The sequence below is a fragment of the Marinobacter sp. UBA3607 genome (assembly GCF_002375525.1).
Taxonomy (GTDB): Bacteria; Pseudomonadota; Gammaproteobacteria; order Pseudomonadales; family Oleiphilaceae; genus Marinobacter; species Marinobacter vinifirmus.
In genome coordinates, this window is record NZ_DFLY01000024.1 from 47422 (window position 1) to 72097 (window position 24676).

At 61.2% G+C, this 24676-nt stretch carries 24 protein-coding genes; 9 read left to right on the forward strand and 15 right to left on the reverse strand.

Annotated elements, in window-relative coordinates:
- Nucleotides 1–90: 90 nt before the first annotated feature.
- The 6 genes from B2589_RS09025 to B2589_RS09050 are packed head-to-tail and all read left to right on the forward strand — an operon-like array spanning nt 91 to nt 7041.
- Nucleotides 91–1053: an AAA family ATPase gene (locus tag B2589_RS09025; RefSeq protein WP_036219357.1), complete on the forward strand. Its 963-nt coding sequence runs from the start codon at nt 91–93 to the stop codon at nt 1051–1053.
- A 5-nt stretch (nt 1054–1058) separates the two neighbouring features.
- Nucleotides 1059–1994: a DUF58 domain-containing protein gene (locus B2589_RS09030; protein WP_199455826.1), complete on the forward strand. Its 936-nt coding sequence runs from the start codon at nt 1059–1061 to the stop codon at nt 1992–1994.
- The gene (locus B2589_RS09035; protein ID WP_199455827.1) at nt 1991–2458 is read left to right on the forward strand and encodes a DUF4381 domain-containing protein; all 468 of its coding nucleotides are present in this window, start codon (nt 1991–1993) and stop codon (nt 2456–2458) included. Before B2589_RS09030 ends, B2589_RS09035 begins: the two co-directional genes overlap by 4 nt.
- Nucleotides 2455–3480, forward strand: a complete 1026-nt coding sequence (locus B2589_RS09040) for a vWA domain-containing protein (protein WP_286816349.1) — start codon at nt 2455–2457, stop codon at nt 3478–3480. The genes B2589_RS09035 and B2589_RS09040 overlap by 4 nt, the downstream gene beginning before the upstream one ends.
- The gene (locus B2589_RS09045) at nt 3473–5317 is read left to right on the forward strand and encodes a VWA domain-containing protein (RefSeq protein WP_286816350.1); all 1845 of its coding nucleotides are present in this window, start codon (nt 3473–3475) and stop codon (nt 5315–5317) included. Before B2589_RS09040 ends, B2589_RS09045 begins: the two co-directional genes overlap by 8 nt.
- Nucleotides 5311–7041, forward strand: a complete 1731-nt coding sequence (locus B2589_RS09050; RefSeq protein WP_286816351.1) for a BatD family protein — start codon at nt 5311–5313, stop codon at nt 7039–7041. Before B2589_RS09045 ends, B2589_RS09050 begins: the two co-directional genes overlap by 7 nt.
- On the opposite strand, the gene ccmI is transcribed toward B2589_RS09050, so the two are convergent.
- The 12 genes from ccmI to B2589_RS09110 all read right to left on the reverse strand — a co-directional run bounded on the left by ccmI (nt 7031) and on the right by B2589_RS09110 (nt 18555).
- A complete protein-coding gene (ccmI, locus tag B2589_RS09055; RefSeq protein WP_286816352.1) occupies nt 7031–8305 on the reverse strand; it encodes a c-type cytochrome biogenesis protein CcmI in 1275 nt (424 codons plus the stop codon). The two genes, B2589_RS09050 and ccmI, sit on opposite strands and share 11 nt — an antisense overlap.
- 36 nt (nt 8306–8341) lie before the next feature.
- Nucleotides 8342–8821 carry a cytochrome c-type biogenesis protein gene (locus tag B2589_RS09060; protein WP_199455832.1) on the reverse strand — a complete coding sequence of 160 codons (480 nt, stop codon included), beginning with the start codon at nt 8819–8821 and terminating at the stop codon, nt 8342–8344.
- A complete protein-coding gene (locus tag B2589_RS09065) occupies nt 8821–9357 on the reverse strand; it encodes a DsbE family thiol:disulfide interchange protein (RefSeq protein ID WP_199455833.1) in 537 nt (178 codons plus the stop codon). The genes B2589_RS09060 and B2589_RS09065 overlap by 1 nt, the downstream gene beginning before the upstream one ends.
- The gene (locus B2589_RS09070) at nt 9354–11354 is read right to left on the reverse strand and encodes a heme lyase CcmF/NrfE family subunit (protein ID WP_286816353.1); all 2001 of its coding nucleotides are present in this window, start codon (nt 11352–11354) and stop codon (nt 9354–9356) included. The genes B2589_RS09065 and B2589_RS09070 overlap by 4 nt, the downstream gene beginning before the upstream one ends.
- Nucleotides 11355–11387: 33 nt before the next feature.
- The gene (gene ccmE, locus B2589_RS09075; RefSeq protein WP_199455835.1) at nt 11388–11864 is read right to left on the reverse strand and encodes a cytochrome c maturation protein CcmE; all 477 of its coding nucleotides are present in this window, start codon (nt 11862–11864) and stop codon (nt 11388–11390) included.
- Between the two features lie 14 nt (nt 11865–11878).
- The gene (gene ccmD, locus B2589_RS09080; protein ID WP_199455836.1) at nt 11879–12115 is read right to left on the reverse strand and encodes a heme exporter protein CcmD; all 237 of its coding nucleotides are present in this window, start codon (nt 12113–12115) and stop codon (nt 11879–11881) included.
- Nucleotides 12116–12118: 3 nt separating this feature from the next.
- Complete coding sequence (gene ccmC, locus B2589_RS09085) at nt 12119–12862, reverse strand: heme ABC transporter permease CcmC (protein WP_022988752.1); 744 nt, start codon at nt 12860–12862, stop codon at nt 12119–12121.
- A 21-nt stretch (nt 12863–12883) separates the two neighbouring features.
- On the reverse strand, nt 12884–13609 hold the full coding sequence (gene ccmB, locus B2589_RS09090) for a heme exporter protein CcmB (RefSeq protein WP_058340158.1): 726 nt from the start codon (nt 13607–13609) through the stop codon (nt 12884–12886).
- A complete protein-coding gene (ccmA, locus tag B2589_RS09095) occupies nt 13599–14237 on the reverse strand; it encodes a cytochrome c biogenesis heme-transporting ATPase CcmA (RefSeq protein ID WP_058340159.1) in 639 nt (212 codons plus the stop codon). Before ccmA ends, ccmB begins: the two co-directional genes overlap by 11 nt.
- Before the next feature lie 126 nt (nt 14238–14363).
- Nucleotides 14364–15464 carry an ATP-binding protein gene (locus B2589_RS09100; RefSeq protein ID WP_286816355.1) on the reverse strand — a complete coding sequence of 367 codons (1101 nt, stop codon included), beginning with the start codon at nt 15462–15464 and terminating at the stop codon, nt 14364–14366.
- Nucleotides 15461–17740 (reverse strand): ATPase, T2SS/T4P/T4SS family, encoded by a 2280-nt coding sequence (locus B2589_RS09105; protein ID WP_286816356.1) that lies wholly within the window; start codon nt 17738–17740, stop codon nt 15461–15463. Before B2589_RS09105 ends, B2589_RS09100 begins: the two co-directional genes overlap by 4 nt.
- Nucleotides 17737–18555, reverse strand: coding sequence for a MinD/ParA family protein (locus B2589_RS09110; protein WP_286816357.1), 819 nt, complete (start codon nt 18553–18555; stop codon nt 17737–17739). Before B2589_RS09110 ends, B2589_RS09105 begins: the two co-directional genes overlap by 4 nt.
- Before the next feature lie 146 nt (nt 18556–18701).
- Here B2589_RS09110 and upp point away from each other — a divergent pair, with 146 nt between their 5' ends.
- A complete protein-coding gene (upp, locus tag B2589_RS09115; protein ID WP_022988748.1) occupies nt 18702–19340 on the forward strand; it encodes a uracil phosphoribosyltransferase in 639 nt (212 codons plus the stop codon).
- 2 nt (nt 19341–19342) lie between these two features.
- Nucleotides 19343–20599 carry a uracil-xanthine permease family protein gene (locus B2589_RS09120; RefSeq protein ID WP_058340164.1) on the forward strand — a complete coding sequence of 419 codons (1257 nt, stop codon included), beginning with the start codon at nt 19343–19345 and terminating at the stop codon, nt 20597–20599.
- On the opposite strand, the gene B2589_RS09125 is transcribed toward B2589_RS09120, so the two are convergent.
- The 3 genes from B2589_RS09125 to B2589_RS09135 form a co-directional block, all read right to left on the reverse strand.
- The gene (locus B2589_RS09125) at nt 20596–20937 is read right to left on the reverse strand and encodes an Hpt domain-containing protein (protein WP_094625570.1); all 342 of its coding nucleotides are present in this window, start codon (nt 20935–20937) and stop codon (nt 20596–20598) included. The genes B2589_RS09120 and B2589_RS09125 overlap by 4 nt on opposite strands.
- 92 nt (nt 20938–21029) lie before the next feature.
- The gene (locus B2589_RS09130) at nt 21030–22478 is read right to left on the reverse strand and encodes a sigma-54 dependent transcriptional regulator (RefSeq protein ID WP_286816359.1); all 1449 of its coding nucleotides are present in this window, start codon (nt 22476–22478) and stop codon (nt 21030–21032) included.
- 22 nt (nt 22479–22500) lie between these two features.
- Nucleotides 22501–23859 carry a DUF1329 domain-containing protein gene (locus B2589_RS09135; protein ID WP_286816360.1) on the reverse strand — a complete coding sequence of 453 codons (1359 nt, stop codon included), beginning with the start codon at nt 23857–23859 and terminating at the stop codon, nt 22501–22503.
- 258 nt (nt 23860–24117) lie between these two features.
- On the opposite strand from B2589_RS09135, the gene B2589_RS09140 reads away from it, so the two are divergent.
- A complete protein-coding gene (locus tag B2589_RS09140) occupies nt 24118–24624 on the forward strand; it encodes a DUF6586 family protein (protein ID WP_286816361.1) in 507 nt (168 codons plus the stop codon).
- Nucleotides 24625–24676: the final 52 nt, after the last annotated feature.

A 24676-nucleotide genomic window follows, 5' to 3' on the forward strand; every position in this document is an offset into this window, starting at 1 on the left:
TTTGCCGGCCAGACCTCAAAACTGCGGCAACTACCTACGGGCGCAAACACCCGCGCCGCCGGACCTTCAAAACCGAGAGCAGTGAATTCCATGTCGTTACAGCAAACGTTCGGTAATCTCAGAACACAGTTGGCAAAACGCATCATCGGTCAGGACAAGCTGGTAGACAGACTGCTGATCGCCCTGCTGGCTGATGGCCACCTTCTGGTGGAAGGGGCACCCGGCCTGGCCAAGACCACCGCGGTAAAAGCCCTGGCCGATCACCTGGAAGGGGATTTCCACCGCATCCAGTTCACCCCGGACCTTCTGCCGTCCGATGTTACCGGCAGCGAGATCTACCGGGCCGAAACCGGCCTGTTCGAATTCCAGCGCGGCCCGATATTCCACAACCTTGTGCTGGCCGATGAAATCAACCGGGCCCCGGCGAAGGTGCAGTCTGCCCTGCTTGAGGCCATGGGCGAACGCCAGATCAGTGTCGGCATGCAAACCTTCCCGCTGCCAAAGCTGTTCATGGTGATGGCCACCCAGAACCCCATCGAGCAGGAAGGCACTTACCCCCTGCCCGAAGCCCAGCTCGACCGTTTCCTGATGCATGTGGTGATCGATTACCCGGATGCCGATGCTGAGCGTCAGATTCTGCACCTTGCCCGTAGCGACTACCGTCAGGGAATACCACAGGTAGACATTCGTCTTACAGAGCAACAGGTTATGGAGGCCCGGCAGGCGGTATCCGACATCTACATGGCGGAGCCGGTGGAGCAGTATTTGCTGGCCCTGATCCTGGCCACCCGGGATGCCGCCAGCCTGGATCCGGAACTGGCCCGCTGGACGGCTTTCGGCGCCAGCCCCCGGGGCACCATTGCCCTGGATCGCTGCGCCCGGGCCCTGGCCTGGCTCGATGGCCGGGACTACGTAACCCCGGACGACATCCGCACCATGGCCTTTGACGTGCTGCGCCACCGAATCCTGCTGACCTTCGAGGCCGAGGCCGAAGGCATGACCGCAGACACGGTTCTGCAAAGGCTGATCGACCGCGTACCGGTAACCGCCTGAACACCATGGCGCAGAGCAACGCAGCAACCCACATCACCCTGCCGGAACTGGTTCGGCTGCAAGCCGACGCCAGGGCCCTGAAGCTGCCTTCTGCCCGCCCGGTGCGTTCGCGCCAGGCCGGCTTGCGCCAGTCTCGCCAGCGTGGTCGCGGCATGACCTTTGCCGAAGTGCGGCAATACCAGCCCGGCGACGATATCCGCAGCATTGACTGGCGGGTAACGGCGCGGCGCCAGTCACCCCACACCAAACTCTACGAAGAAGAGCGGGAGCGGCCGGTGCTGCTGATTGCCGACCTGGGCCCGACCCTGTTCTTCGCCAGCACCGGGGCCTACAAACAGGTGCGCTGCGCCCAGGTTACCGCGCTGCTGGCCTGGCTGGCCCTGTGGGCCGGCGACCAGGTGGGTGGCCTGGTATTTAATGACCAGGAGCTGGAGGTGCTGCGCCCGGCCCGGCGCAAGAAATCCGTACTGCGCCTACTGGATACCCTGGCCAGCCACCAACACAAGCCGGACGTGCCACCCCGGCCTTCAGCCCCCGACCACGGGCTGGACACAGCGCTGGCCGAAGCCCGGCGGGTGGCCCATACCGGCAGCCGGATTTTCATCATCAGCGATTTCATGAACATCAGCGATAACACCACCAGCCTGCTCGGCGCCCTGGGCCGACATAACACCGTCAGCGCCCTGCGCATTATGGATCCGCTGGAGAAACAGCTGCCGGACAGCGGCCAGTTTGCGGTGGCAGCGCCGGAAGGGCCGATCTGGTTTGATGCCTCCAACCCCGCGTTTAAAAAGGCCTGGCAGGAAAAAGTTGTCACCCATGAACGGCTGTTGGAAGACTGTTTTCGCACCTCCGGTGTGCAGGCCGCCACCATCATGACCAGCGAAGAGCCGGCAGCCGCCCTGCGCCAGCTTTTAGGCCCGGGAGGGCGGATCGGATGAACCCGCAAGATCCGTTAGCCCAATTGCGCGATATTCACCTGCCGGAAACCGGTGGCTGGTGGCCGCCGGCGCCGGGCTGGTGGATTCTGGCGGTGGTCGTTCTGGTTCTGGCCGCAGTCGCGTTCTGGTTGCTGCGCCGGCGCCGCCAGCAGAACCTGTGGAAACGCCAGGCCCGCGAGGAACTTTTACAACTCGCTGCCAACCCGCGCCAGTGCAACGAATGGTTCAGTGAACTTAACCAGCTGCTCAAGCGGGTAGCCCGGCAGGCCTATCCGGACCGGCATCCGGAAACCCTCACCGGCCAGGGCTGGGCCGAATTCCTGCTGGAAACTTCTCCTTCCGAACGCATTGCCTCAAGGCCGGTAGCGGAAGCGCTGGTGCAAGCACCCTGGCGCCCGAACACCAACCTGGACCCGGGCCAGGCACTCGACTTTGCCCGGTTCTGGCTGGAGGCCCAGCTATGATTTCCCTGGCCTATCCCTGGCTGCTGTTACTGGCCCTGTTGCCGCTGCTGTTCCTGGCCGGCAAACGTCATGGCAAGGGTGAACCGGTGGATGCACCGGTCATCCCGGTTGGCCACTGGTTGTCGGGCATGCCCGGCGTCAGCACCCAAGGGCGCCGGACACCGCGCTGGCGTCAGTTGCTGCTGCTTCTGGCCTGGCTGTGCCTGGTGCTGGCCATCGCCCGGCCCCAGCATGTGGGCGAGCAGGTGCAGATGCCGGTCAGCGGCCGTGACCTGATGCTGCTGGTGGATATATCGCCCAGTATGGATGAGCGCGACATGGTTATTCAGGGCCGCAGCATCAACCGCCTGCAGGCGGTCAAGCGGGTGCTGGACCAGTTTATCGACCGCCGGGAGGGTGACCGCCTGGGGCTGGTCCTGTTCGGCACCCAGCCCTACGTGCAGGCACCCCTGACCTTTGACCGGGAAACCGTAAGAACCCTGCTGCTGGAAGCCGGCCTGGGCATGGCCGGCCGGGCAACTGCAATTGGCGATGCCGTGGGCCTTGCGGTGAAACGCCTGCGGGATCGCCCCCAGGAGCAGCGGGTAGCCATCCTTCTGACCGACGGCGCCAACACCGCCGGTGAAGTGAGCCCGGACAAAGCCACCGAGATTGCCGCGGCCACAGGTGTGCGGCTATACACCATCGGTATCGGCGCCGATTCCATGATCCAGCGGGGACTGCTGGGCTCGCGGCGGGTGAACCCGTCCCGGGACCTGGACGAAGCCCTGCTCACCCGCATGGCGGAACAGACCGGCGGCCGGTATTTCCGGGCCCGCAGCCTCCCGGAGCTGGAAATGATCTACGACAGCATCGACCAGCTGGAGCCCATTGAGCAGGAAGGCCAGTTCTATCGCCCGGTTACCGAACTCTACGTGTGGCCGGCGGGCACAGCGGTTGCCCTGTGGCTGCTGTTGTCAGCACTGCGATTACTGGCCAGCCGGGCCCGCCGCAATGAATCCGGGGAGGTGCACCATGGCTGATTTTCACTTCCTAAGACCCCTCTGGCTATTACTGTTGCTGGCACTGCCGGCGTTATACCTGGCAAGGCACAAGCTGCGCCAGGCCGATGCCGGCTGGAGCCGTTATATTCCCCAGCCCCTGCTGAAACCGCTGTTAAACAAACCTGGGCAAGGCGCCCCGGGCGGTGCCAGCCGTTCGCCGCTGCTGCCACTGAACATCGCCCTGCTGACCCTGGCCATCGGCCTGGCGGGCCCGAGCTGGCGCCAGGCCCCTACCCCGCTCAAACAACCGGAAGACAGCCTGGTGATTGTGCTGGACCTGTCGCTGTCCATGCTGGCCACCGATGCCGAACCGGACCGGCTGACCCTGGCCAAGCGCAAGGTTCGGGACCTGCTGGCGCAACGGCGCGGCGGCCTGACCGCCCTGCTGGTGTACTCCGGTGATGCCCACACCGTTACGCCATTGACCGAAGACTTCCGCACCATCGAAGCCATGCTCGGGGTTCTGGACCCGGCCATCATGCCGGCACAGGGTAACCGGGCAGACCTTGCCATCAGCCAGGCGGTGGATCTGCTGCAGCAGGGTGCGCCGGGCCGCGGGCGGATATTGCTGATATCCGATGATGTGCCCCGAAGCTATCACATCGCCATCAGCAATCACCTGGCCGGCACCGGCTATGCCCTGAGCACACTGGTTGTGGGCACACCGGAAGGCGGCCCGATTCCCCTGGCCAAGCGAGGCTTCCTGCGCAGTAACGGCGAGATTGTTATCGCAAGGGCCGACCCCGATGCCATGGAGAGACTGGCCCGGGACAACGGCGGTGACAGCCACGAACTGACCCTTGGCGACGCGGATATCCGTGCCCTTGCGCTGGAACCGGGAGCGGAAGAGGATTGGTCGGAAACCGATGACGGACTGACCATCAATCGCTGGCAAGACGACGGCTACTGGCTGCTCTGGCTGGCCCTGCCCCTGCTATTGCTGGGCTGGCGCCGGGGTGCCTTTGCGGTACTGGCCCTGAGCCTTGTACCTCTGACCCTGACACCCCGCCCGGCCCTGGCACTGGACTGGGGTGGCCTGTGGCAGCGGGACGACCAGCGCGGGCGGGAACTGATCGAGCAGGACGCGGAGCGCGCGGCAGGGGTTCTGCAGCAGCCGGACTGGAAAGGCTCGGCCCTGTACCGCAGTGGCCGATACCGAGAGGCCGCCAAGGCCTTTGCCGAAACACCCACGGCTACGGGCCACTACAACCGGGGAAATGCCCTGGCCCGGGCCGGCGAGCTTGAACAGGCACTGGACGCCTACCAGCAGGCCCTGGCGCAGAACCCCGACTTCGAAGACGCCCGCTTTAACCGTGACCTGGTTCAGCAGCTGCTCGACCAGCAACAGCAGCAAGAGCAAGACCAGCAACAAGGCGATTCCGGTGACCAGCAGTCGGAGAACAACCAGCAGCAGGGCGAAGATTCACAGTCCGGCCAGGACAATCAGGACAGCCCGGGCGATCAAGGCAGTCAGGGTAAGCAGGAAAGCCAGCAGCAAGGCCAGCAAGACAGCCAGCAGGAATCCGAACAATCCGGTGATACACAGGATTCCGGACAGAGCGGCCAAGACGCCGAGCCACAGGCTGGCGAAGACATGCAGCAATCCGGGCAAGGCCAGCCGTCAGACCAGGAGCCGGCCGACAACGGGCAGGCTGTAGAAGCTCCGGCCGAAATTTCCGAACAACCGCTGAACCAGGGCCAGGAGCAGTGGCTCCGGCGTATTCCTGACAACCCCGGCGGGCTGTTGCAGCGCAAGTTCCTGCAGCAGTACCAGCAGCGCCAGACGCAACCCGACGAGGGCGATACATCATGGTAAAACGCATTCTTCTACCCGTTTTTCTGTTACTGATACAGCTTGCCGCCCTGCACCCGGCCCAGGCCAGTGAGCTGTCGGTCGAGCCGGACCGCACGCAGCTTTACGAAGGCGAAGTATTAACCCTGACCGTGCGCGGCTCCATGGAAATCGACCTGAACCTGAGCAACCTGTTCAACTTTGACCTGTCTGACCTGCCTTCCCCCGACATTGAAAAGGTAGAGCCGGATTTCGAAATCCTGGCCCGGAACCAGCGTTACAGTGTGCAGACCGTCAACGGCGATATGACCGGGGAGATCACCTGGACCTACCAACTGGCACCCACCCGAACCGGCAAACTGACCATTCCGGAGCTGACCTTCAAGGATGCCACCTCCGAACCGGTAGAGATTGACGTGGTGACCGGCACAGCGCCGAGCCAGGAAGCCGGCGCCCGCGACAGTTTTATCGAACTGTCGGCCGACAAAGCCGAAGTCTATGTGCAGGAACAGCTGGTACTGACCATACAGCTGTTTTTCTCGGGCAACCTGATACGGGGCGAATTGTCGGAGCCGGAGCACCCCGATGCCATCATCGAATCCCTGGGCAAGCAGCGGGAATTCACCCGTTACCGGGATGGCGTCCGTTACCGGGTGGTTGAGCGACGCTATGCCATCTTTCCCCAGCAGCCGGGCCAGCTGAGCCTGGCCCCGATCCACTTCGAAGGCCAGGCACGGGACGCCAACGGCCAGCTGAAGTTCCTGCGGGATCAACAGCAGCTTTATGATGTCCCGGTAAAACCGGTGCCGGATGCCTACCCGGCAGACCAACCCTGGCTGCCGGCCCGCAGCCTGGCACTGGCTGAAGACGGCCTGCCGCCAGCAGGAGAACTGAACGCCGGGGCCAACCTGACCCGGAAGATTACCCTGCATGCCGATGGCTTGCCGGCAGAAGCCCTGCCACCGCTGCCGCAGGAAACTCCAGCGGCCATCCGCAGCTACCCGGAAAGCCCCCTGAGAAATACCGAAACCACCGTCGACGGCCTTCGCTCCACCCTGCAGCAGGAAGCGGCGCTGGTGCCGGTCCAGGCTGGCGATGTGGTGTTGCCCGCCATCCGCATCCCCTGGTGGAACACAGAGACCGACCAACTGGAGCAGGCGATCTTGCCCGAGCGTCGCTACACCATCACCGGCAACAGCGCGATCGCCGCTGCGCCGGTGCCGGATAACAGCGCCCCGGAGACTCCGCCCGCCACTACTCCGGCCACCGCAGATGACCAGCCCCCGGCAGACAGCACGGGCTCTTTCTGGCTTTGGCTTTCGCTGGTACTGGGATTGCTCTGGCTGGCTACCCTGGTACTGTGGTGGTTGTCCCGAAAACCATCCGGCGGCGCGCTATCATCCGAGCCATTGGAAGACGACACCGAAAAACACGCCTACGAGCAGTTGATCCGCGCGGTTAAAAACGGTTCAGCAGACACCACCGGCCAACTGCTGCACTGGGCCAGGTTACGTTTCCCGGAACAGCGCTTTGCGACGGTCAGCGATGTGGTCAGGTTCGGTGATGACCCGGAACTGGCCGGCCACCTGGAGCAACTGCAGGCACAGCTGTTCTCGCAACACCAGCAGGCGGTTTCGAATGAGGCACGACAGGGATTGGGGAAAGCATTGGAGAGGTTGAGAAAGCGGAAGGCACAAAGCGAAGACAGCCGCTACGGGCTGCCTCCGCTGAACCCGATCAGTCGATAAGTTCCTGGCTGATGACCAGTTCAACCGGTTCGCCATCGGCCTCCGGTGGCAGAACTTCCGCTTCCACCTGGCCCTGCCAGTCACCGGCTTGCGGGTTGATGCTGCCGCTGCGGCTCAGGCGGGCGACAATCACGACCTCTTCTGCGGAGGAAATGGTGGCCTCCGGCGACATGGCGTAGCTGTCATCCAGGCGGATATCTACCGGCAGAACACCGGCGGTCATGCGGGCGACTGCCACCGGTGCCCCACCTGATGTGCCCTTTGCACGGGCAAAGACAAACAGGGTGGTGTCACCTGGAACGCTGTCCTTGAACGCATCATCCAGGGAAATTCTCAGGGTCACACCGGCAGACGGTGCCGCAGGCTCCGGAGCCTGCGCAGCCGGAGGTGTTTCGCCCAGGCGGTTGTAGGCTTCGGCAATGCCACCGCGAATAGAGGCAATCTGCGGATGGTCCGGCGTTACCTCAACAATGGTTTCCCAGTACTCGATAGCTTCACGGTAGTTCTGCTGGCTGAAGGCATTAATGCCCAGCAGCCCCAGCGAGTTCACTTCGTTCGGATTCAGGGCGCGGGCTGACTCGATGGCAGCCATCACACCCGGCGTCATCTGCCCTTCACTCTGGAAGTACAATGCCTGGGCTGACAGGCCCCAGGCCACTGAGCTGGCATTGCGATCCTGCTCGGTAATTGCAGCCAGGCGCTGGAAGGCTTCGGCCGCATCCTCGTAGCGTTCGGTACGCATGTAGGTCTGGCCCAGCATGGCCCAGCCGTCGGCGTTCTCCGGATCCTGCTCGAGGCGGTCCCGCAGCTGGTCTGCCAGTGCGGACATGCGCGCAGTCTGGTCATCGTTACCGGAAGCACCCATTTCCTGCATGGTGATGAACTGCTCTACCCGGTCCATGGCGCCCCATTCCTGGTAGCCCAGGTAGGCACCGGCGGGCAGCAGGAGCACGGCCAGCAAGGCAACCGCCATGGCGCTGCGCCGGCCTGCCAGCCGCTGGCGTGGCTGTTCGTTTTCGGGAACGTCGTCAAGCATGGCGCCCGCCAGCTCTTCTTTCAGTTGCTGGTAGCCTTCCGCATCCAGGATGCCGGCTTCATGTTCATGATCCAGCTCTTTCAGGCGGGACTTGTAGGCCAGCAGGTTCTGGTTTCTGAGGTCTGCATCCATCCGCGCCTTGGGGCGGTGAAAGAACACCGGGTACAACACAAATGCCAGGGCGATGAGAATGAATACCGTCGCGGCAATCCAGAATGTTTCAGTCATGGAGTCTTCGTCGCAGTTGGGGATGTGTTTCGCGGATCAGCGCTCGGATGGCTGATCCTTATCGGCCAGCATCTGTTCGACCCTGGCTTTTTCTTCGGGGCTGAGTGCCGTTTCCTGCTGGCCCTGTTTACGCGAGCGCATTACCACGCCAGCCACAATCAGCAAGCCGCCAATCACGGCAATGGCCGGGAACGCCCAGAGGAAAATCGTGCGCTTGTCGACCGGCGGTTTGTACTGCACAAATTCGCCAAAACGGTCCACCAGGGCGCCGACGATTTCATCGTTGGAAGCGCCGCCCTGCATCATCCGGTACACCTCGTCCCGCATGTCCTTGGATATGGGAGCATTGGAGTCGGCGATATTCTGGTTTTGGCACTTGGGGCAGCGCAGCTCGGCAATCAGGTTCTGGTAACGCTGCTCTTCAGCCCGGGTATCGAAGTCGTAGACCTCCATCACCTCGGCCCGGAGCGGTGAAACCACAAACAGTATGGCCAACAGTAGCGGATAAAAACGCATCAGCTATTTCCCTTTGCCTGATTGAACACGGGCAGCAGGACTTCCTGCCAAACCCGCTCGTTCACCACACCCACGTGGCGGTAAAGCACCACGCCATCGGCGTCGATCACGTAGGTTTCCGGTGCGCCGTACACACCCAGGTCAAAGCCGAGGGATCCACGGGGATCGAAGATAATGGTTTCGTAGGGATTGCCGAGGCGGCCCAGAAAACTGAACGCGGTTTCCCGCTGATCCTTGTAGTTCAAGCCGACAATGCGCACGCCCTCGTTGCTGGCCAGGTGCATCAGGTATTCATGCTCGTCCCAGCAGGAGGGACACCACTCGGCCCAGACATTCAGCAGCGATACCTGCCCCTGAAAAACCGAAGTGTCCAGCATATGTTCCGGATCGTGCAGGTCCTGCAGCTGGAATTCCGGTACCGGTTTGCCGATACGGGCCGATTCCAGCTTGGTGGGATCCTTGCCGATACCGGCAAACAGGAAGATCCCGATACCAACCGTGATCAGCAACGGAATGAACAGCAGCAGGCGCCTCATGACGATGCCTCCGCCGGCTTGCCGGGAGCCATGTTGCCTGCCTGGGCTTTCTGTCTTTCCTCAGCTTTCACACGAATGCGGTAACGCTTGTCGGCAATGGCCAGGAAGCCGCCGATGGCCATCACCAGGGAACCCAGCCATAACCAGCGTACCAGCGGCTTGTACTGCAGGCGGATAGCCCAGGCGTCGTCTGAAATCCGCTCGCCAATGGCCACAAATACATCCCGGAACAGGCCGGCATCGATATCCGCCTCGGTCATCACGCTCATACCCACCGGGTAGTTACGCTTCTCCGGGTGCAGGTCGGTAACCAGCTTGCCATCCAGGAACACATTGAAGCTGCCGTACTGGGCGGTGAAGTTGGCGCCCTGCCGCTCACCGATTTCGGTGAACACGATTTCGTAATCGCCCACCATGGCGGAATCACCCGGAGTCATGCGGACATCCCGCTCGACACCGTAATTGGACACCACAGTGGCACCGGCCATCACCATGGCCACACCAAGATGTCCCAGCACCATGCCCCAGTAACTGCGGGACTGGCGTTTGAGGCCATGCAATCGGCCCTGGCGGGAAGCAGATTTATCCCACAGGTCCCACAGGGTAGCCACGGCAATCCAGATGGCAGTGAACACACCGGCAAAGGCCCAGGGCGCAAAGCTGCCGTAGTTGACCATCACCGCAGCTGTCGCCACCAGGCTGATCGCCAGCGGCCACAACAGTTTACGGGCCAGCATTCCGCCGTCGGTTTTCTTCCAGCGGGAGAAGATACCGGCACCCAGCAACAGGCCGGTGGCCACGGCCAGCGGACTGAAGGTGGTATTAAAGAACGGCGCGCCGATGGACAGCTTGCCGGCATCCAGGTAGTCCAGGACCAGCGGATACAGGGTACCGATGGCCACCAGTAGCGTGGCGGATACCAGCAGCACATTGTTCAGCAGCAGAAAGATCTCACGGGACAGGGAACCGTAACGGGAACGCACGTGCACCACCGGTGCCCTGAACGCGTAGAGCAGCAGGCTGCCTACTACAGTGATACCCAGCAGCATGAGCAGGAAGCTGCCCCGCTCGGGGTCAGAAGCGAAGGCATGTACCGAGGTGAGAACACCGGAGCGCACCAGGAAGGTGCCCAGCAGGCTCAGTGCGAAGGTGACGATGGCCAGCAGTACCGTCCAGCTCTTGAACACGCCACGCTTTTCCGTCACTGCCAGCGAGTGCATCAGGGCCGTACCGGACAGCCACGGCAGAAAGGAGGCGTTTTCAACCGGGTCCCAGAACCACCAGCCGCCCCAGCCAAGCTCGTAATAAGCCCACCAGCTGCCCAGGGCGATGCCGATGGTCAGGAACGACCAGGCAATGGTGGTCCAGGGCCGGGACCAGCGGGCCCAGGCCGCATCCAGGCGACCGTTGATCAGGGCGGCAATAGCAAAGGCAAAGGCAACCGAGAAGCCCACATAGCCCATGTACAGCATGGGCGGGTGCATGATCAGCCCGATATCCTGCAGCAGGGGGTTCAGATCCTGACCATCCGCCGGCACGTTCGGCAGCAAACGGTCAAAGGGGTTTGAGGTAACGATGATAAACAGGAAGAAGCCGACACAGACCATGCCCATAACCGCTAGTACCTGGGACACCATGGTCGACGGCAGCTTGCGGCTGAAGATGGCCACGGCCAGGGTCCAGCCGGTGAGCATCAGGATCCACAACAGCAGTGAGCCTTCATGGCCACCCCACACGGCACTGAACTTGTAGTACCAGGGCAGCATGCTGTTGCTGTTGTTGGCCACGTAGGCCACGGAGAAATCGTCTACCAGGAAGGCGTGGGTCAGGATGGCAAAGGCCAGGCCGGTAAACACAAACATGCCCGACGCCAGGGGCCGGGCAAACGCCTGCAGACTGTCACGCCCGGTGAGCGCACCGGCCAACGGGACGACGGCAAGAAGCACCGAGAGCAACAGTGCGAGTATCAGTGCAAGCTGTCCGAGTTCCGGATACATCAGAAATCTCCAAGGTCAGTCATGATTCGGGGCTCAGTAAGCCGCGCTTTCTGCAGCTTTCTCTGCGTTCGCCTTGTTCAGGCCCTTGGATGATTTCTCCAGGGCATCGGCTACTTCCGGCGGCATATAGTTTTCATCGTGCTTGGCCAGAACCTGGTCTGCCACAAACAGGCCTTCTTCGTTCAGTCGGCCCATGGCCACCACGCCCTGCCCTTCTGCGAACAGGTCCGGCAGGATGCCTACGTACTGCACCGGCACAGACGCGGCATAATCCGTCACCCGGAAGTTCACCTTCAGGCTTTCGGTATCACGTATCACACTGCCTGCTTCCACCATGCCGCCGGCACGGATGCGTACATCAACCGGGGCATTACCGGCAGAGATTTCTGTCGGGTCGTAGAACAGGTTGATGTTCTGGCGCAGTGCATAGGTCGTCAGGCCCACCGCCAGCGCAATGCCGGCAACCAGGAAGGCAAGAATGGTCAGTCTTTTTTTGCGGATCGGATGCATGGGTTACCTGCTGTTCAGTCCTGGGAAACTTCAACTCGGGTGAAAGTGGCCGCCGCTTTCGGGCGGACGCTGTCTTTGCTTCCCTGCTGCTGTTCTAGCCTGCGTCTGCAGGAATCGTATACGGCACGGTTGCGGCGAGCAGACCAGATCATCAGCCCGCCCAGCAACACAACAAATACGGCGTAGCACGCCCACACATAGGGGCCGTGCCCTTCCATGGCAATAAATGCGGAGAACGAATCGAATGCCATTGGTTATTTCCTTCCCGCCAGAACAAGTTCTCTGACCCAGCGGGTACGCTGCTCCCGCAACAGGATCTCGGTTTTCATTCGCAGACAGGCCAGCCAGCCAAACAACAGGTACAGGCCAAGCACTGAAAGCAGCAACGGCACCCACATTTCCATCGGCATGGAGGGCTTCTCAGTCAACTTGAAGGTGGCCGGCTGATGCAGTGTATTCCACCAGTCCACCGAATATTTGATGATAGGGATATTTACTACCCCCACCAGTACCAGCACAGCCACGGCGCGGGCGGCAGATTTCTCGTCGTTGATGGCACGGTCCAGCGCGATGGCGCCCCCGTACAGGAACAGGAGAATGAGCATGGAGGTGAGACGGGCATCCCACACCCACCAGGTGCCCCAGGTGGGCTTACCCCACACGGCTCCGGTGAACAGCGACAGAAAGGTGAGCACCAGCCCCACCGGCGCGATGGCTTTGACAAACACGTCCGCCAGTTTCATGCGCCAGACCAGGGTAACCACGGCAGCAACTGCCATCATTATGTAGATTGACTGGGCCAGGAACGCCGCCGGCACATGGATGAAGATAATCCGGTAGCTGTTGCCCTGCAGGTAATCTTTCGGCGCAAACGCCAGCCCCCACACCAGTCCGGCCAGCAGCACGATCAGCCCGCCGGCCAGCAACCAGGGCATCAAGCGGTTAGCGATGCCGTAAAACCACTTGGGGGAACCCAATTTGTGAAACCATTGCCACATCAGTTGGTCACCGTCTTTCTTTTAACTGTTAGACATGCTGATTCGCAGCGCGGCGGCGGCTGCAAATGGCGCCAGAGTCAGCGCCAGTACCAGGAATGCCCCCATCAATGCGAGATAACCGGCCACGGGCGCGCCCTCGGCTGCTGCCGCCACGGTCCCGGTACCGAAAATAAGCACGGGAATGTACAGCGGAATGATCAGCAGTGACAAGAGCACACCGGCAGACCGTAACCCCAGTGTCAACGCCGCGCCGATGGCACCAATCAGGCTCAGTACCGGGGTACCGATCAGCAGCGTTAGACACAGAATTGCCACAGAGTTCCCGTCCAGGTGCACCATTATTCCCAACACTGGCGTAAGCAGTACCAGCGGCAGGCCGGTGAGTATCCAGTGGGCCAGTGTCTTGGCCAGGATCAGCAGGAACAGGGGCTGTGGCTGTAATATCAATTGCTCCAGGGTGCCATCATCAAAGTCGTGCCGGAACAGGTGGTCCAGCGACAGCAGCACCGACAACAGGGCCGCTACCCAGAGAATACCGGCACCGGACTGCTTGAGAAATGCCACTTCAGGGCTAACCCCTAACGGAAAGAGGGTTACCACCATAATAAAGAACAGCAGCGGGTTGAGCAGATCCTGGCGCTGCCGGAAGGCCACCCGGACATCCCGCATGAAGACCGCCGCCATGGCCTGCACCGGGCCGATGGCACTCTCTACCGGTTTCAACGCCGGCCGGGATTCAGCATTCATCACTCTGCCCTCCCCCCAGTGTAATGCGCTTCATTCCGGGCAACTGCAGGTCGTGGTGGGTCGTCACCAGCACCGCACCGCCTTCTGCAGCCCGCTGCTGCAATAATTCTTCAATGGCTTTGACGCCATCCGCATCAATCGCCGTGAACACTTCATCCAGCAGCCACAAGGGTTCGTCTGCAATCAACAGGCGCGCCAGTGCCACCCGGCGCTGCTGGCCGGCGGACAGGTTGCGACAGGGTACATTCTCGAAGCCCGCCAGTCCTGTTCCCGCCAGTGCCTGCGACAATATGTCGTCGCTGACGGTGCGGCGGCCAGCCATCAGGGCCCGAAGGTTTTCCATGGGAGTGAGCAGGGGTTTGATGCCGGGGCGGTGCCCAAGGTACAGCATGTTGCGCAGGAAGGATTCACGGTGCCAGGCCCGGGGTTCGCCACACCAGAGCAATTCACCTGACCAGGCGTCGTTCAAACCGGCAAGGATTCTGAGCAGGGTGGTTTTGCCGGTGCCGTTGGGGCCTTCAATACGGGTAACGGTACCCGGCATTACCGAGAAACTGAGATTCTGGAACAACAGGCGCTCGTCGCGCTCACATTCGAGATTTACAGCCTGTAATAACGGCTCGGACATCGGGGCCCCGTCTGCAGAGCGAAGGACGCCACGCAGGCATCCGGTGAATGAGTGCGCATTATAACGAATGCGACACCGGATTACCCATGCGTGACGTCAAATACCGATGTACTCAGCAAGCCTAACTTATTGAATCAGGGTGCGCAGTGCCCAAACCTGCTGCCAGTGATCACCCTTGCGCGGGGCGACCGCAGTTTCGAAGTAATGCTTCAGGCGCCGGCGGTCATCCGGCTGGTCTTTCAGGGCCGAACCGATGATGTGATGCATCAGGTGTTCGATGGTCATGGTGCCGCCACCGTAATACCAGGCATTGAGGCTCGCCGCATGGGCCACGGACACCGCCTCGGCCGTCGACAGCGCCGCACCGGCCAGCCGGTCGGTGCTTCGGCCGTCCAGGGTCTGGCCGTTACGGAGTTCATGGAACAGGGTTACCAGGACTTCCACTACCTTTTCATCCAGTGCTACCTCTATGCCGGCGCGCTGGTTGGCCTTGCGCACTTCCCGCAGCACCACGTCCATTTCATCGGCCAGCAGGCGGATCGGGCGGATTTCCTCGAAGTCCATCCGGCGCTTGAGGGCGGCACTCATCTGGTGCACCCCTTCATCTACGCTGTTGGAGGTAGCCACCAGGTTGAAACCTTCCTGGGCGAGAATCACCCCGTCTTCGCCCAGCTCGGGAATGACCACCACCCGGTCTGACAGCACAGACAGCATGGCATCCTGCAGGGCCTGGGGGCAGCGGGCGATTTCCTCGAACCGCACCAGCCGGCCTTCCATCATGCCCCGCAACAGGGGCGTGGGTACCAGGGCCCGGCGCGTGGGGCCTTCGCTGTGCAAAAGTGCGTCGTTCCAGCTGTACAACAACTGGCTGACCTGGCTGATGGCGCCGCCCTGTAACGTGAGGGTCGAATTGCCCGAGATGGCAGCACACAGCAGTTCCGACAACCAGGACTTAGCGGTACCCGGCTCACCCACCAGCAGGCAGCCCCGATTGGTACACAGGGAAATGATAATACGGGTGACCATGGCCCGGTCTGCCACGAACTTGCGCTCGATACCGAGTTTTTCGTCGCCCACCAGGAACTTCTCCACCGCCCGGGGCGACATCTTCCAGCCCGGCGGCACCGGCCCCTGATCCATAGCGACCAGCTTGTCGAGCTCTTCCCGGTAGGTGACTTCCGCTGGCTCCCGCTGGGCCGCTTTTACCGTTGTTTTGGTGTTGTTCATCCGTTACTCCTTCGACCACCACGGACTTCCGGTGCCATGCGCTCCCTGGGCAGGATACGCGGCAATTCAGACAGCGGGATCAAGCCTTCAATCACATGGTCCAGCGCACTGTCGCGCATGGTAATCAGTCCGGCATCCAGCGCCCGCCAACGCAACTCACCGATCGGCGGCTGGCTGGAAATGGCGTTCCGGATGTCCGAATCCACTTCCATGTACTCAACGATGGCCACCCGGCCATGGGTGCCCCGTCCGTTGCACTTGTCGCAGCCCTCCCCTTCGAAACAGCGGAAATCTGCAGGTGCCCCGTTCGGGAAGACCTCGGCCAGAATCGCCGGATCCGCCTCGGCCGGTTTGCGACAATGCTTGCAGATACGCTTGGCCAGTCGCTGGGCAATCACTGCCAGCAATTCGCCGGCAATGGAGTTGGGATGAATGCCCAGGTCGTACAGACGCTGCAGGGAATCCACCGCATCGTTACAGTGCAGGGTTGAAAGCACCACGTGGCCGGTCTGGGAGGCCCGGATGGCTTCCAGGGCGGTTTCCTGGTCCCGGATTTCACCCACCAGGATCACATCCGGGTCTTCCCGGACGAAAGCCCGCATGGCGTCCGCAAAACTGAAACCGATTTCGGTACGCACCCGGGTTTGCTGGATGTTGTCGATGGAGTACTCGATAGGATCTTCCACCGTAATCACCTTGCGCCGGCCATCGTCCGCCAGCGTCTGCAAACCGGCATAAAGCGTGGTGGACTTACCGGAGCCGGTCGGCCCCACCACCAGCACCAGGCCCGCGGGGTTATCCAGCAAGCGCTCATAGCGGGCGCCGATCGCCGGCGACATACCCAGCTCGGCAATGGTCATGGCCCGACCGGTTTGTGGCAGCAGGCGGATAACGGCGTTCTCGCCGTGCAGCGAGGGCTGGGTCTGGATCCGCAGGTCGTAGGACGTATTACCCAGTTGCAGCCGGGAACGGCCGCCCTGGGGCAGCCGGTGCTCGGCGATGTTCAGCTCCGCCCGCAGCTTGATAACGTTGATAACGCCCCGGATTTCCCGGGCCGAGAGCTGATACTGGGGCAAGTCGTGCAGGTCGCCATCTACCCGCAGGCGGATGCGCACCCGGTTCTCGTACTGCTCGATATGGATGTCACTGGCCTTCTCGCTGACGGCATCCAGCAGGATGGCCTCGTAGACCGACACCAGGTACGGGCTGATGCTCCTGGAGTTATCCTTGCCCAACAAATCCTTGCTGGCCCCGGATTCCGACGGTTTTTCCCCGGCATTCGCACCCTGCTCTGCCACAAAGCGGCTGCCTTTGACCGTCAGGTCCAGGGCCGACCAGATACGCCGGAAATCCGTGGGGGTAACCAGCATGCAGACAATGCGGTGCTTTGGGGTCAACCGTTCGAGCTGGTCGGTACGGGCGTCCGGATCATCAGTGACAACAGTCAGCGTGCTGTCCTCTTCCGACACCGGAATCAGCCGCGACAAATCCAGGAAGGTGCGGGAGAAGCGCCGGAACAATTCCACGTTCAGGCTGTTGAGCACCTCGTCACCGTCGGTGAATTTCATGCCCCGCTGCTGGGCCACAGACCGGTACAGGTCGATCTCTTCCAGGTTCAGTTTGCGGCGCACCACATCCAGGACCCGGTCGTTGCCGGCAGCGGCTTCGATTCGGGCCTGGGACAGCACTGCATCGCTCACCAGCCCCAGGTCGATCAGGATCTGCTCTGAGTTCCGGTTGAAGTCGACCCAGCCAAGGGTGCGAACCCGCTCCAGCTGGCCACCCGTGTTTCGGAACATCGCCAGGCTGGGCACCGGGCCGGCGCGCCCCTCCAGGCAAAGGATATGGCCATCCCGCTTCACGCAGGGCAACAGAAGTGCCGGATCTTTGATAAACGTTGTGCACAGCACCAGGTCGCAGAGTTCATCGACCTCGATACCGGCATCGGCAGACACCTGCATGACGTCCACATTATGCAGGCTGCACTGGAAGAACCGTTCCCGGGCTTTTTCCGCCAGCACCGGGTTCTTGTCGACGTAGATCACCCGGCGGGCCAGCCGCGCCAGCACGGCCGTCAGATAGCCGGAACCCCCACCCACGTGCATAACCACCTGGTGGCTGTCGATTTCCGGCATCAGCCCCAGCAGATGGCGGACGGTTTCTTCCCGGGGAATGGAATGGCCGGTAATGGATGGCGCGAGATCCGCACCGGAAACAAAATCCTGGCGGGATACCGCCAGCAGGGCCTCACGGGCACGGGAATACAGTTGTTTCATTCAACGGCTCCAACCAGACGCTCCACAAAAAATTCAAGATGCCCCCCGGGAGCAGAGGGTAAAGGCCAGTTTTCGACTTTTTCTGCCAGTGCCCGCATAGCGAGGGACGCCCTTGCCCTGGGGTAGGCTTCCATAAACGCCTTTTGCCGTTGCACGGCCTTGCGCACGGCGTCGTCACTGGGAATGGCTCCACTGTAGTGTAGCCCCGCATCCAGGAAACGACCGGTGACTCTGGTCAGTTTTTCAAACAGTTGGGCGCCTTCCCTGTCGTTGCGCACCTGGTTGGCCAGCACCCGGAAACGGCTGGTGCCGTAATCGCGGTGCATCATGCGGATCAGGGCGTAGGCATCGGCAATGGAAGTGGGCTCGTCACACAAGACCAGCAGAATCTCCTGGGCAGCCCGCAAAAACGCCAATACCGAGTCGGATACGCCGGCTGAGGTATCGATGATCAATACGTCGGTCTGATCGCCCAGATCACTGAAGGCGTGGATGAGCCCGGCGTGCTGGGCCGCAGTCAGGCGGGTCATGGCCAGGCTGCCGGACGCGGACGGTGCCACCCGGATACCACCGGGGCCGTCTACCAGAATGTCTTCCAGGGAGCACTGGCCATCCAGCACGTGCTGAAGGTTATGGTGGACCGTAAGCCCCAGCAGCACATCCAGGTTACCCAAACCCAGGCCGGCGTCGAGCACCACCACGCGGCGGCCCCGTTCGGCCAGTGCGATACCAAGGTTAACGGCTATGTTGCTTTTCCCTACTCCACCCTTGCCGCTGGACACGGCAATTACCTGAACCGGACGGGGTTTATTCATGATTGTTATGGTTCTCTGAAAAACTTGCTGCGCGGCCTCTTGATGGCCCTCTGAGTGCCTGACTCGGAGCTAAAGATACGGTATCCTTGCGCCATTTATTTCAAGCAAATCCACGCCAGACTATCCGAACACACAGGTGGCCACAAATGCCAATCCACGAAGTAAAGCATCCCCTGATCCAGCACAAACTTGGCCTGATGCGCCGGGCAGATATCAGCACCAAGAATTTTCGTGAACTGGCCCAGGAAGTTGGCGCCCTGCTGACCTACGAGGCAACCAAGGATTTCAGCCTGCAGGAGCAGACCATTGATGGCTGGGCAGGCCCGGTCACCGTTGAGCAGATTCACGGCAAGAAGATTACCATCGTGCCGATTCTGCGGGCAGGCCTGGGCATGCTGGACGGCGTGCTGAGCCTGATTCCGGTGGCAAGGGTAAGCGTGGTTGGCCAGATCCGTAACGAAACCACCCTGGAAGCGGAAACCTACCTGGAAAAACTGGTGGGCGAGCTGGACCAGCGCATGGCCCTGATCATCGATCCGATGCTGGCTACCGGTGGCTCGATGATTTCCACCATCGACCTGCTCAAGAAGGCCGGCAGCACTGAAATCCGTGCCCTGGTGCTGGTAGCCGCCCCGGAAGGCGTGGAAAAAGTACTGGAGAAACACCCGGACGTTTCCATCTACACCGCTTCAGTTGACGAACGCCTGAACGAGAAAGGCTACATCCTGCCGGGCCTGGGCGATGCCGGCGACAAGATCTTCGGCACCAAGCAGAAGGACGTCTGAGTATGCAGGACCATAGCAACGACCCGGTCTGGAAGCAGGCGCTGGCCGGCTCCCAGATGCTGCTGGTGGCCTTCGGCGCCCTGGTGCTGATGCCGCTGATTACCGGGCTGGACCCGAACGTGGCCCTGTTCACGGCGGGTATCGGCACCCTGATCTTCCACGTGGTGACCGGAGGCCAGATTCCGATCTTCCTGGCATCGTCCTTTGCGTTTATCGCCCCGATCATTGCCGCCAAGGGCCGGTTCGGGCTGGAAGAAACCCTCGGCGGCCTGATGGCGGCAGGTATCCTGTACATCATCCTGTCCGGCGCGGTTCGCCTGCGCGGCACCGGGTTTGTCACCCGCCTGCTGCCGCCGGTGGTGATCGCCCCGGTGATCATGACCATCGGCCTGGGCCTGGCCCCGCTGGCCGTGCATATGGCCTCTGGCCGCACCGGTGACGGTGCCGCAGAGCTGGTGCCCTACAACACGGCCATCTGGATTGCGATGATTTCCCTGACCGTGACCATTGTGATGTCAGTCTGGGCCAAGGGCATCTTCCGGCTGGTGCCGATCATGTTCGGCGTAATTGTGGGCTATGTGCTGTCCTGGTTTGCCGGCATTGTCGACACCACCGCCATCGAGCAGGCGGCCTGGTTCTCGGTGCCGAATTTCGTCGCACCCGCGTTCAGCTGGGGCGCCATCCTGTTCATGATTCCGGTGGCCATTGCCCCGGCCATTGAGCACATTGGCGATGTACTGGCGATCGGCAACGTCACCCGCAAGAACTACCTGGAAAAGCCCGGCCTGCACCGCACCCTGCTGGGCGACGGCCTGGCCACCAGTGCTGCATCTATGCTGGGCGGGCCGCCTAACACCACCTACTCGGAAGTCACCGGCGCAGTCATGCTGACCCGCAACTTCAATCCGAAAGTGATGTGGTGGGCGGCCGTTGTCGCCATTGTCCTGGCCTTTGTGGGCAAGTTCGGCGCCGCGCTGCAGACGATTCCTGTGCCGGTCATGGGCGGCATTCTGTGCCTGCTGTTCGGGTCGATCGCCGTGGTGGGCCTGAACACCCTGATCCGCCACCAGGTGGACCTGTCTCAGTCCCGTAACCTGGTGATTGTGGGTGTTACCCTGGTATTCGGCATTGGCAACATGGTGCTTGGGCAGCTGGAAGGGATCGCCCTGTGTGCCGTGGTGGCGATTATCCTGAACCTGGTCCTGCCGGGCGAGAAAGAAGCCTGGGGCCGCAAGATCTACGAAAGCAAAAACGATTAACCGAAGTTCTCGAGGCGCTGCTGCACCTCCCGAAACTCCGTGTAAATCTGCTCCAGTACGGCCGGAGCCTGTTCCAGTGCTCCGGCCTTACCCAGCTTCTCCGCTTCAAAGCACGCCTGCCCCAGCCGGGGCGCACCAATATTGATGCTGCTGCCCTTGAAGCTGTGGGCGGTCTTGGCAAAAATGTCCGGGTTATTCTCTGACAGCGCCTGCTCCAGGCTTTCGATGCGGCTTCTGGAGTCGGCCAGATAGGCCTGGATCAGGACATCAAACTCTTCTTCCATGACATCCTTCAGTTCGGCCAGCGCCTCTTCATCAAGATGCGGTTTGTCGTTCATCGGTCAACTCCCTGTCGTGCGCATATCCCGATACTTTCTCAGAAAGGCCGCCGAAATCAAAGCCCCGCAGGTAAACACGGAGCGCTTTGGCGTCAGGAGGACGGGGTTTCTTCCCGCAGGCCGTACTTGCGCACCTTCTCTACCAATGTGGTACGGCGGATACGCAGTTTCTCTGCAGCCCGTGCCACCACGCCCCCGGTTTCATTGAGGGCCTGCTCGATCAGTTGCTTCTCGAGATTGGCCAGGTAGTCCTTGAGGTCAATGCCGTTAACCGGCAGCAGTACCGGCCCGTCCAGCCCCACCAGGCCGGGAATGGCAGACGGCAAGCCCTGATCTTCCGGCGCCCGGTGTTCGTCGTGGTCATCCAGGTAGCGGAACTTCCGGGGCAGCTCCTGAACACCAATCACGCCGTAGGGGTACATAATGGCCAGCCGCTCCACCAGGTTGGCCAGCTCCCGCACGTTGCCCGGCCAGTCATGGCGGCACAGGCTCATGATGGCAGCCGAGTTCAGCCGCAGGGAGCCGCGTTTTTCCTTTTCCATACGGGAAATCAGTTCGTTGATCAGCAGGGGAATATCTTCGACCCGATCCCGCAGGGCGGGCATATCGATGGGAAAAACATTCAACCGGTAGTACAGGTCTTCACGGAAGCGGGCGGCTTCGATCAGCTGCTCGAGATTCTTGTCTGCCGCCGCAATAATCCGCACGTTGGTGGGCCGGGAGCGATTACTGCCGATGCGTTCGAAGTTGCCATCCTGCACCAGCCTAAGCACCTTCACCTGGGTGTTCAGGGGCAGCTCGCTGACATCATCCAGGAACAAGGTTCCGCCGTTGGCCAGTTCACAGCGCCCGGCCCGCTCGGTGATGGCACCGGGAAAGGCTCCCCGTTCATAGCCAAACAGCTCGCCTTCAAGCAGCTCCGCCGGTATGGCACTGCAGTTTACCGGCACGAAGGGCTGGTCGCGACGATCGGAATGGTAGTGCAGGTTCCGGGCGACCACCTCCTTGCCCGTTCCGGATTCTCCGGTAATCAGCACGCTGACGTCCCGGTCGGCGACCTGCTCCATCAGATCCCGCACCTGTTGTATGCGACGGCTGGTGCCCACCAGGCTGCGAAACAGTTGGACACCCCGCTGGTGCCCGCGGCCGTTGCCCTGATCAAACTGGGAACGGTACACCTGGGCCCGGTGCAGGGAATCGACAAACTTGGCGTAATTCAGGGGCCATTCAAGGCGGGCGATAATGCGGCTGGCGAGATCTCTGGGCAGGTCGGCAGCCTCAGGCCCGCCGGCCAGCAACACCGGCAAATCCGGGGCGATGCGGGCAAGCTCCTGAAGGCTATCCTGTACGGCCTGGCCATCACCTGCCACCACGGCCACGGAGAACCCCTCCGGCTGATCCTCCGCATCCCGCAATTGCTCCGCCACGGACAGGTCGTCAGCAGCCACCGGGCCTTCACCCAGAAACTCCAGGATAGTAACAAGGTCCCGGCGCAGGTCGGGATCTTCACTCACTACCAGTACTTTATTGTTGTTGGGCATTAACCGGTATCTCTGTCAGGTATCAGCGTCGTGCTGCCCGCCGTGCCGCCGAGGCGGTAAATTCATTACCCCGGAAGCCCGGATCGAAATCGTAGGCCGGGTAACCGTTATCCAGGCCATCAATGTAATAACGCTGCGCCTTGAGGTCGTAGGTCATTTCCATGGTGGTCCAGAACACCGGCACACTGTAGTAACTGATGTTGTGGGCTTCAGACACGCGCCACAGCTCACCCTCTTCGTTGTACTCTTCGGAGGCCATGATCTGCCAGCTGTCTTCATCAATGTAGAACACCCGGCGATCGTAGATATGGCCAATACCAATGCGCCGCTTGGCTTCCACTACCCAGACCCGGTGCAACTCGTAGCGGGTCAGCTCCTGGTTGATGTGGTTCGGGCGAATCACATCCGAGGGGCGAATGTTGTCGTCATGCAGCTTGTACGCATTGTACGGCACCAGCAGTTCCCGCTTGCCTTTCAGCTCCCAGTCGTACTGGTTAGGGGCACCGTTGTACATGTCTTTCTGGTCAACGGAACGCAGCGACGAGGAGTTGGGCAGATCTGTCTCGTAGGCCAGGTTCGGTGACCGGCGCAAACGCCGTGAACCGGAATCATACCGCCATGCCAGCCTCGGTGAACGGACCTGGTCCAAAGTTTCGTGCACCAGTGTGATGGTGCCGGCCAGGGTGCTGGGCGCGATGGTCTCGGTTTTCAGGTAGAAGATCTTGTTGTCGATATCTGCCAGCTCGGCGCCAATCTGGCTGTAGGCAAAGTAGTAATCGTACTGGTTAACCACTTCGTTGTAGGCGCCATCCCGCTGGGGCGTGGCGGAGGCACTGCGGAACGAAACCTCTTCACCCCGATAACGGAGGATGTGATTCCAGATCGCCTCAAGCCCATTCTGGGGAATGGGGAACGGACTGGTCATGATGGTATTTCGCACGCCGTTGCCGTTATCCAGCAGCTCTGCGCTCAAGGCATTCTCGAAAGACTTTTCGTAGACATGCTCGGGGAAGGCTGCCGTCCGGCGCGTCTGGTAAACCGGCATAAAGAATTCCGGCCCGTACTGTTCCAGCATCCGGATATGGCCATCCGACAGCACATCACGGTACTGGTCCATGTTATCGCGAGTAACGGTATAAAGCGGCTTGTCTTCCGGGAACGGATCAATCTCCTTGGTTCCCACTCGCCAGTTTGCCGGTGGTGTTGCCAGGCCGCCGTTCCAGGCCGGAATAGTGCCTTCGGCATTACCGGCGCGTTCGGCACCGACCGGGGTGAGCTCATTGTTCAACCGCTCTGCTTCGGCAGGTGAAACCTTTGCCACAACGGATCCGGACAACCCCATTACTGCTGCGGTAACCGCCGCAACCAACTGGTTTCGCATCCCTCAACCTCCATTCTGAATGGTCGGGCGATCGACCTTCGCCCGAATTGCGGCCCTTTTTGCCAGTTTCAAACGACCGTTTCAAGTGAAGGTTTGTAGTTTCTTGTGAACAGGCACCTGTATCAACAGCAACCATCAAAGGGGAGGAAATGGGTGGACAAAAATGATACTATTAGCCGCTTGGCCTGATGGATATACAAGGGTGTGGTCTTCAGGCGGGCAACTGATCATCCGGCACTGCATGTGGGCAGGTATTGCATGGCTTCAACGTGGTATTCACTGGTTTCACAAAAACTGTACCTGGCCCAGGTACTGATCCGGGAATTTGACCAGCCAACAACCAACAATGCTGCTAGCACCGGACTGCCGGCAGCCGTGATCGGAGAAGCCCGGTCTCAGGCAGTGGCAGAAGTCCTGCTGCGAGCCCGCGACGTACTACTGACCATGATCGCAAGGCTGCACCAGAAAAAGACGGAAACGCCGCACAGCCTGGCCGAGTTAAAGGCGCTGTTCGACTACGACGTGGCGGAAGTCGAGACTCTCGACAGCCTCGCGCAGCAGCGGGACAGCTGGTGGAACCACCTGGTTCAGCTGGACAAGGCCCTGGGCCAACCACCAGCGCAGAAAAAGACGGTCTCTGCCGACAACATTATTGCGGTAGCCGCAGAAGAAGGCCCGGACCGCTCCCTGCAGGCACTGGAACAGACCAGGGCAGCCATGGCCATTTTTGCAAGGGAACTCGAAGAGCGGCACGGCGAGTGGTAGCAGCCCTGACCACGGCTGCACCGAAACAACCCGAATGACGACAAAGGTTTAA

Bases quoted from the DNA above. Each gene is read 5' to 3' on its own strand.
- B2589_RS09025 (WP_036219357.1), top strand. From the start codon at position 91: ATGTCGTTACAGCAAACGTTCGGTAATCTCAGAACACAGTTGGCAAAA.
- B2589_RS09030 (WP_199455826.1), top strand. From the start codon at position 1,059: ATGGCGCAGAGCAACGCAGCAACCCACATCACCCTGCCGGAACTGGTT.
- B2589_RS09035 (WP_199455827.1), top strand. From the start codon at position 1,991: ATGAACCCGCAAGATCCGTTAGCCCAATTGCGCGATATTCACCTGCCG.
- B2589_RS09040 (WP_286816349.1), top strand. From the start codon at position 2,455: ATGATTTCCCTGGCCTATCCCTGGCTGCTGTTACTGGCCCTGTTGCCG.
- B2589_RS09045 (WP_286816350.1), top strand. From the start codon at position 3,473: ATGGCTGATTTTCACTTCCTAAGACCCCTCTGGCTATTACTGTTGCTG.
- B2589_RS09050 (WP_286816351.1), top strand. From the start codon at position 5,311: ATGGTAAAACGCATTCTTCTACCCGTTTTTCTGTTACTGATACAGCTT.
- ccmI (WP_286816352.1), bottom strand. From the start codon at position 8,305: ATGACTGAAACATTCTGGATTGCCGCGACGGTATTCATTCTCATCGCC.
- B2589_RS09060 (WP_199455832.1), bottom strand. From the start codon at position 8,821: ATGCGTTTTTATCCGCTACTGTTGGCCATACTGTTTGTGGTTTCACCG.
- B2589_RS09065 (WP_199455833.1), bottom strand. From the start codon at position 9,357: ATGAGGCGCCTGCTGCTGTTCATTCCGTTGCTGATCACGGTTGGTATC.
- B2589_RS09070 (WP_286816353.1), bottom strand. From the start codon at position 11,354: ATGTATCCGGAACTCGGACAGCTTGCACTGATACTCGCACTGTTGCTC.
- ccmE (WP_199455835.1), bottom strand. From the start codon at position 11,864: ATGCATCCGATCCGCAAAAAAAGACTGACCATTCTTGCCTTCCTGGTT.
- ccmD (WP_199455836.1), bottom strand. From the start codon at position 12,115: ATGGCATTCGATTCGTTCTCCGCATTTATTGCCATGGAAGGGCACGGC.
- ccmC (WP_022988752.1), bottom strand. From the start codon at position 12,862: ATGTGGCAATGGTTTCACAAATTGGGTTCCCCCAAGTGGTTTTACGGC.
- ccmB (WP_058340158.1), bottom strand. From the start codon at position 13,609: ATGAATGCTGAATCCCGGCCGGCGTTGAAACCGGTAGAGAGTGCCATC.
- ccmA (WP_058340159.1), bottom strand. From the start codon at position 14,237: ATGTCCGAGCCGTTATTACAGGCTGTAAATCTCGAATGTGAGCGCGAC.
- B2589_RS09100 (WP_286816355.1), bottom strand. From the start codon at position 15,464: ATGAACAACACCAAAACAACGGTAAAAGCGGCCCAGCGGGAGCCAGCG.
- B2589_RS09105 (WP_286816356.1), bottom strand. From the start codon at position 17,740: ATGAAACAACTGTATTCCCGTGCCCGTGAGGCCCTGCTGGCGGTATCC.
- B2589_RS09110 (WP_286816357.1), bottom strand. From the start codon at position 18,555: ATGAATAAACCCCGTCCGGTTCAGGTAATTGCCGTGTCCAGCGGCAAG.
- upp (WP_022988748.1), top strand. From the start codon at position 18,702: ATGCCAATCCACGAAGTAAAGCATCCCCTGATCCAGCACAAACTTGGC.
- B2589_RS09120 (WP_058340164.1), top strand. From the start codon at position 19,343: ATGCAGGACCATAGCAACGACCCGGTCTGGAAGCAGGCGCTGGCCGGC.
- B2589_RS09125 (WP_094625570.1), bottom strand. From the start codon at position 20,937: ATGAACGACAAACCGCATCTTGATGAAGAGGCGCTGGCCGAACTGAAG.
- B2589_RS09130 (WP_286816359.1), bottom strand. From the start codon at position 22,478: ATGCCCAACAACAATAAAGTACTGGTAGTGAGTGAAGATCCCGACCTG.
- B2589_RS09135 (WP_286816360.1), bottom strand. From the start codon at position 23,859: ATGCGAAACCAGTTGGTTGCGGCGGTTACCGCAGCAGTAATGGGGTTG.
- B2589_RS09140 (WP_286816361.1), top strand. From the start codon at position 24,118: ATGGCTTCAACGTGGTATTCACTGGTTTCACAAAAACTGTACCTGGCC.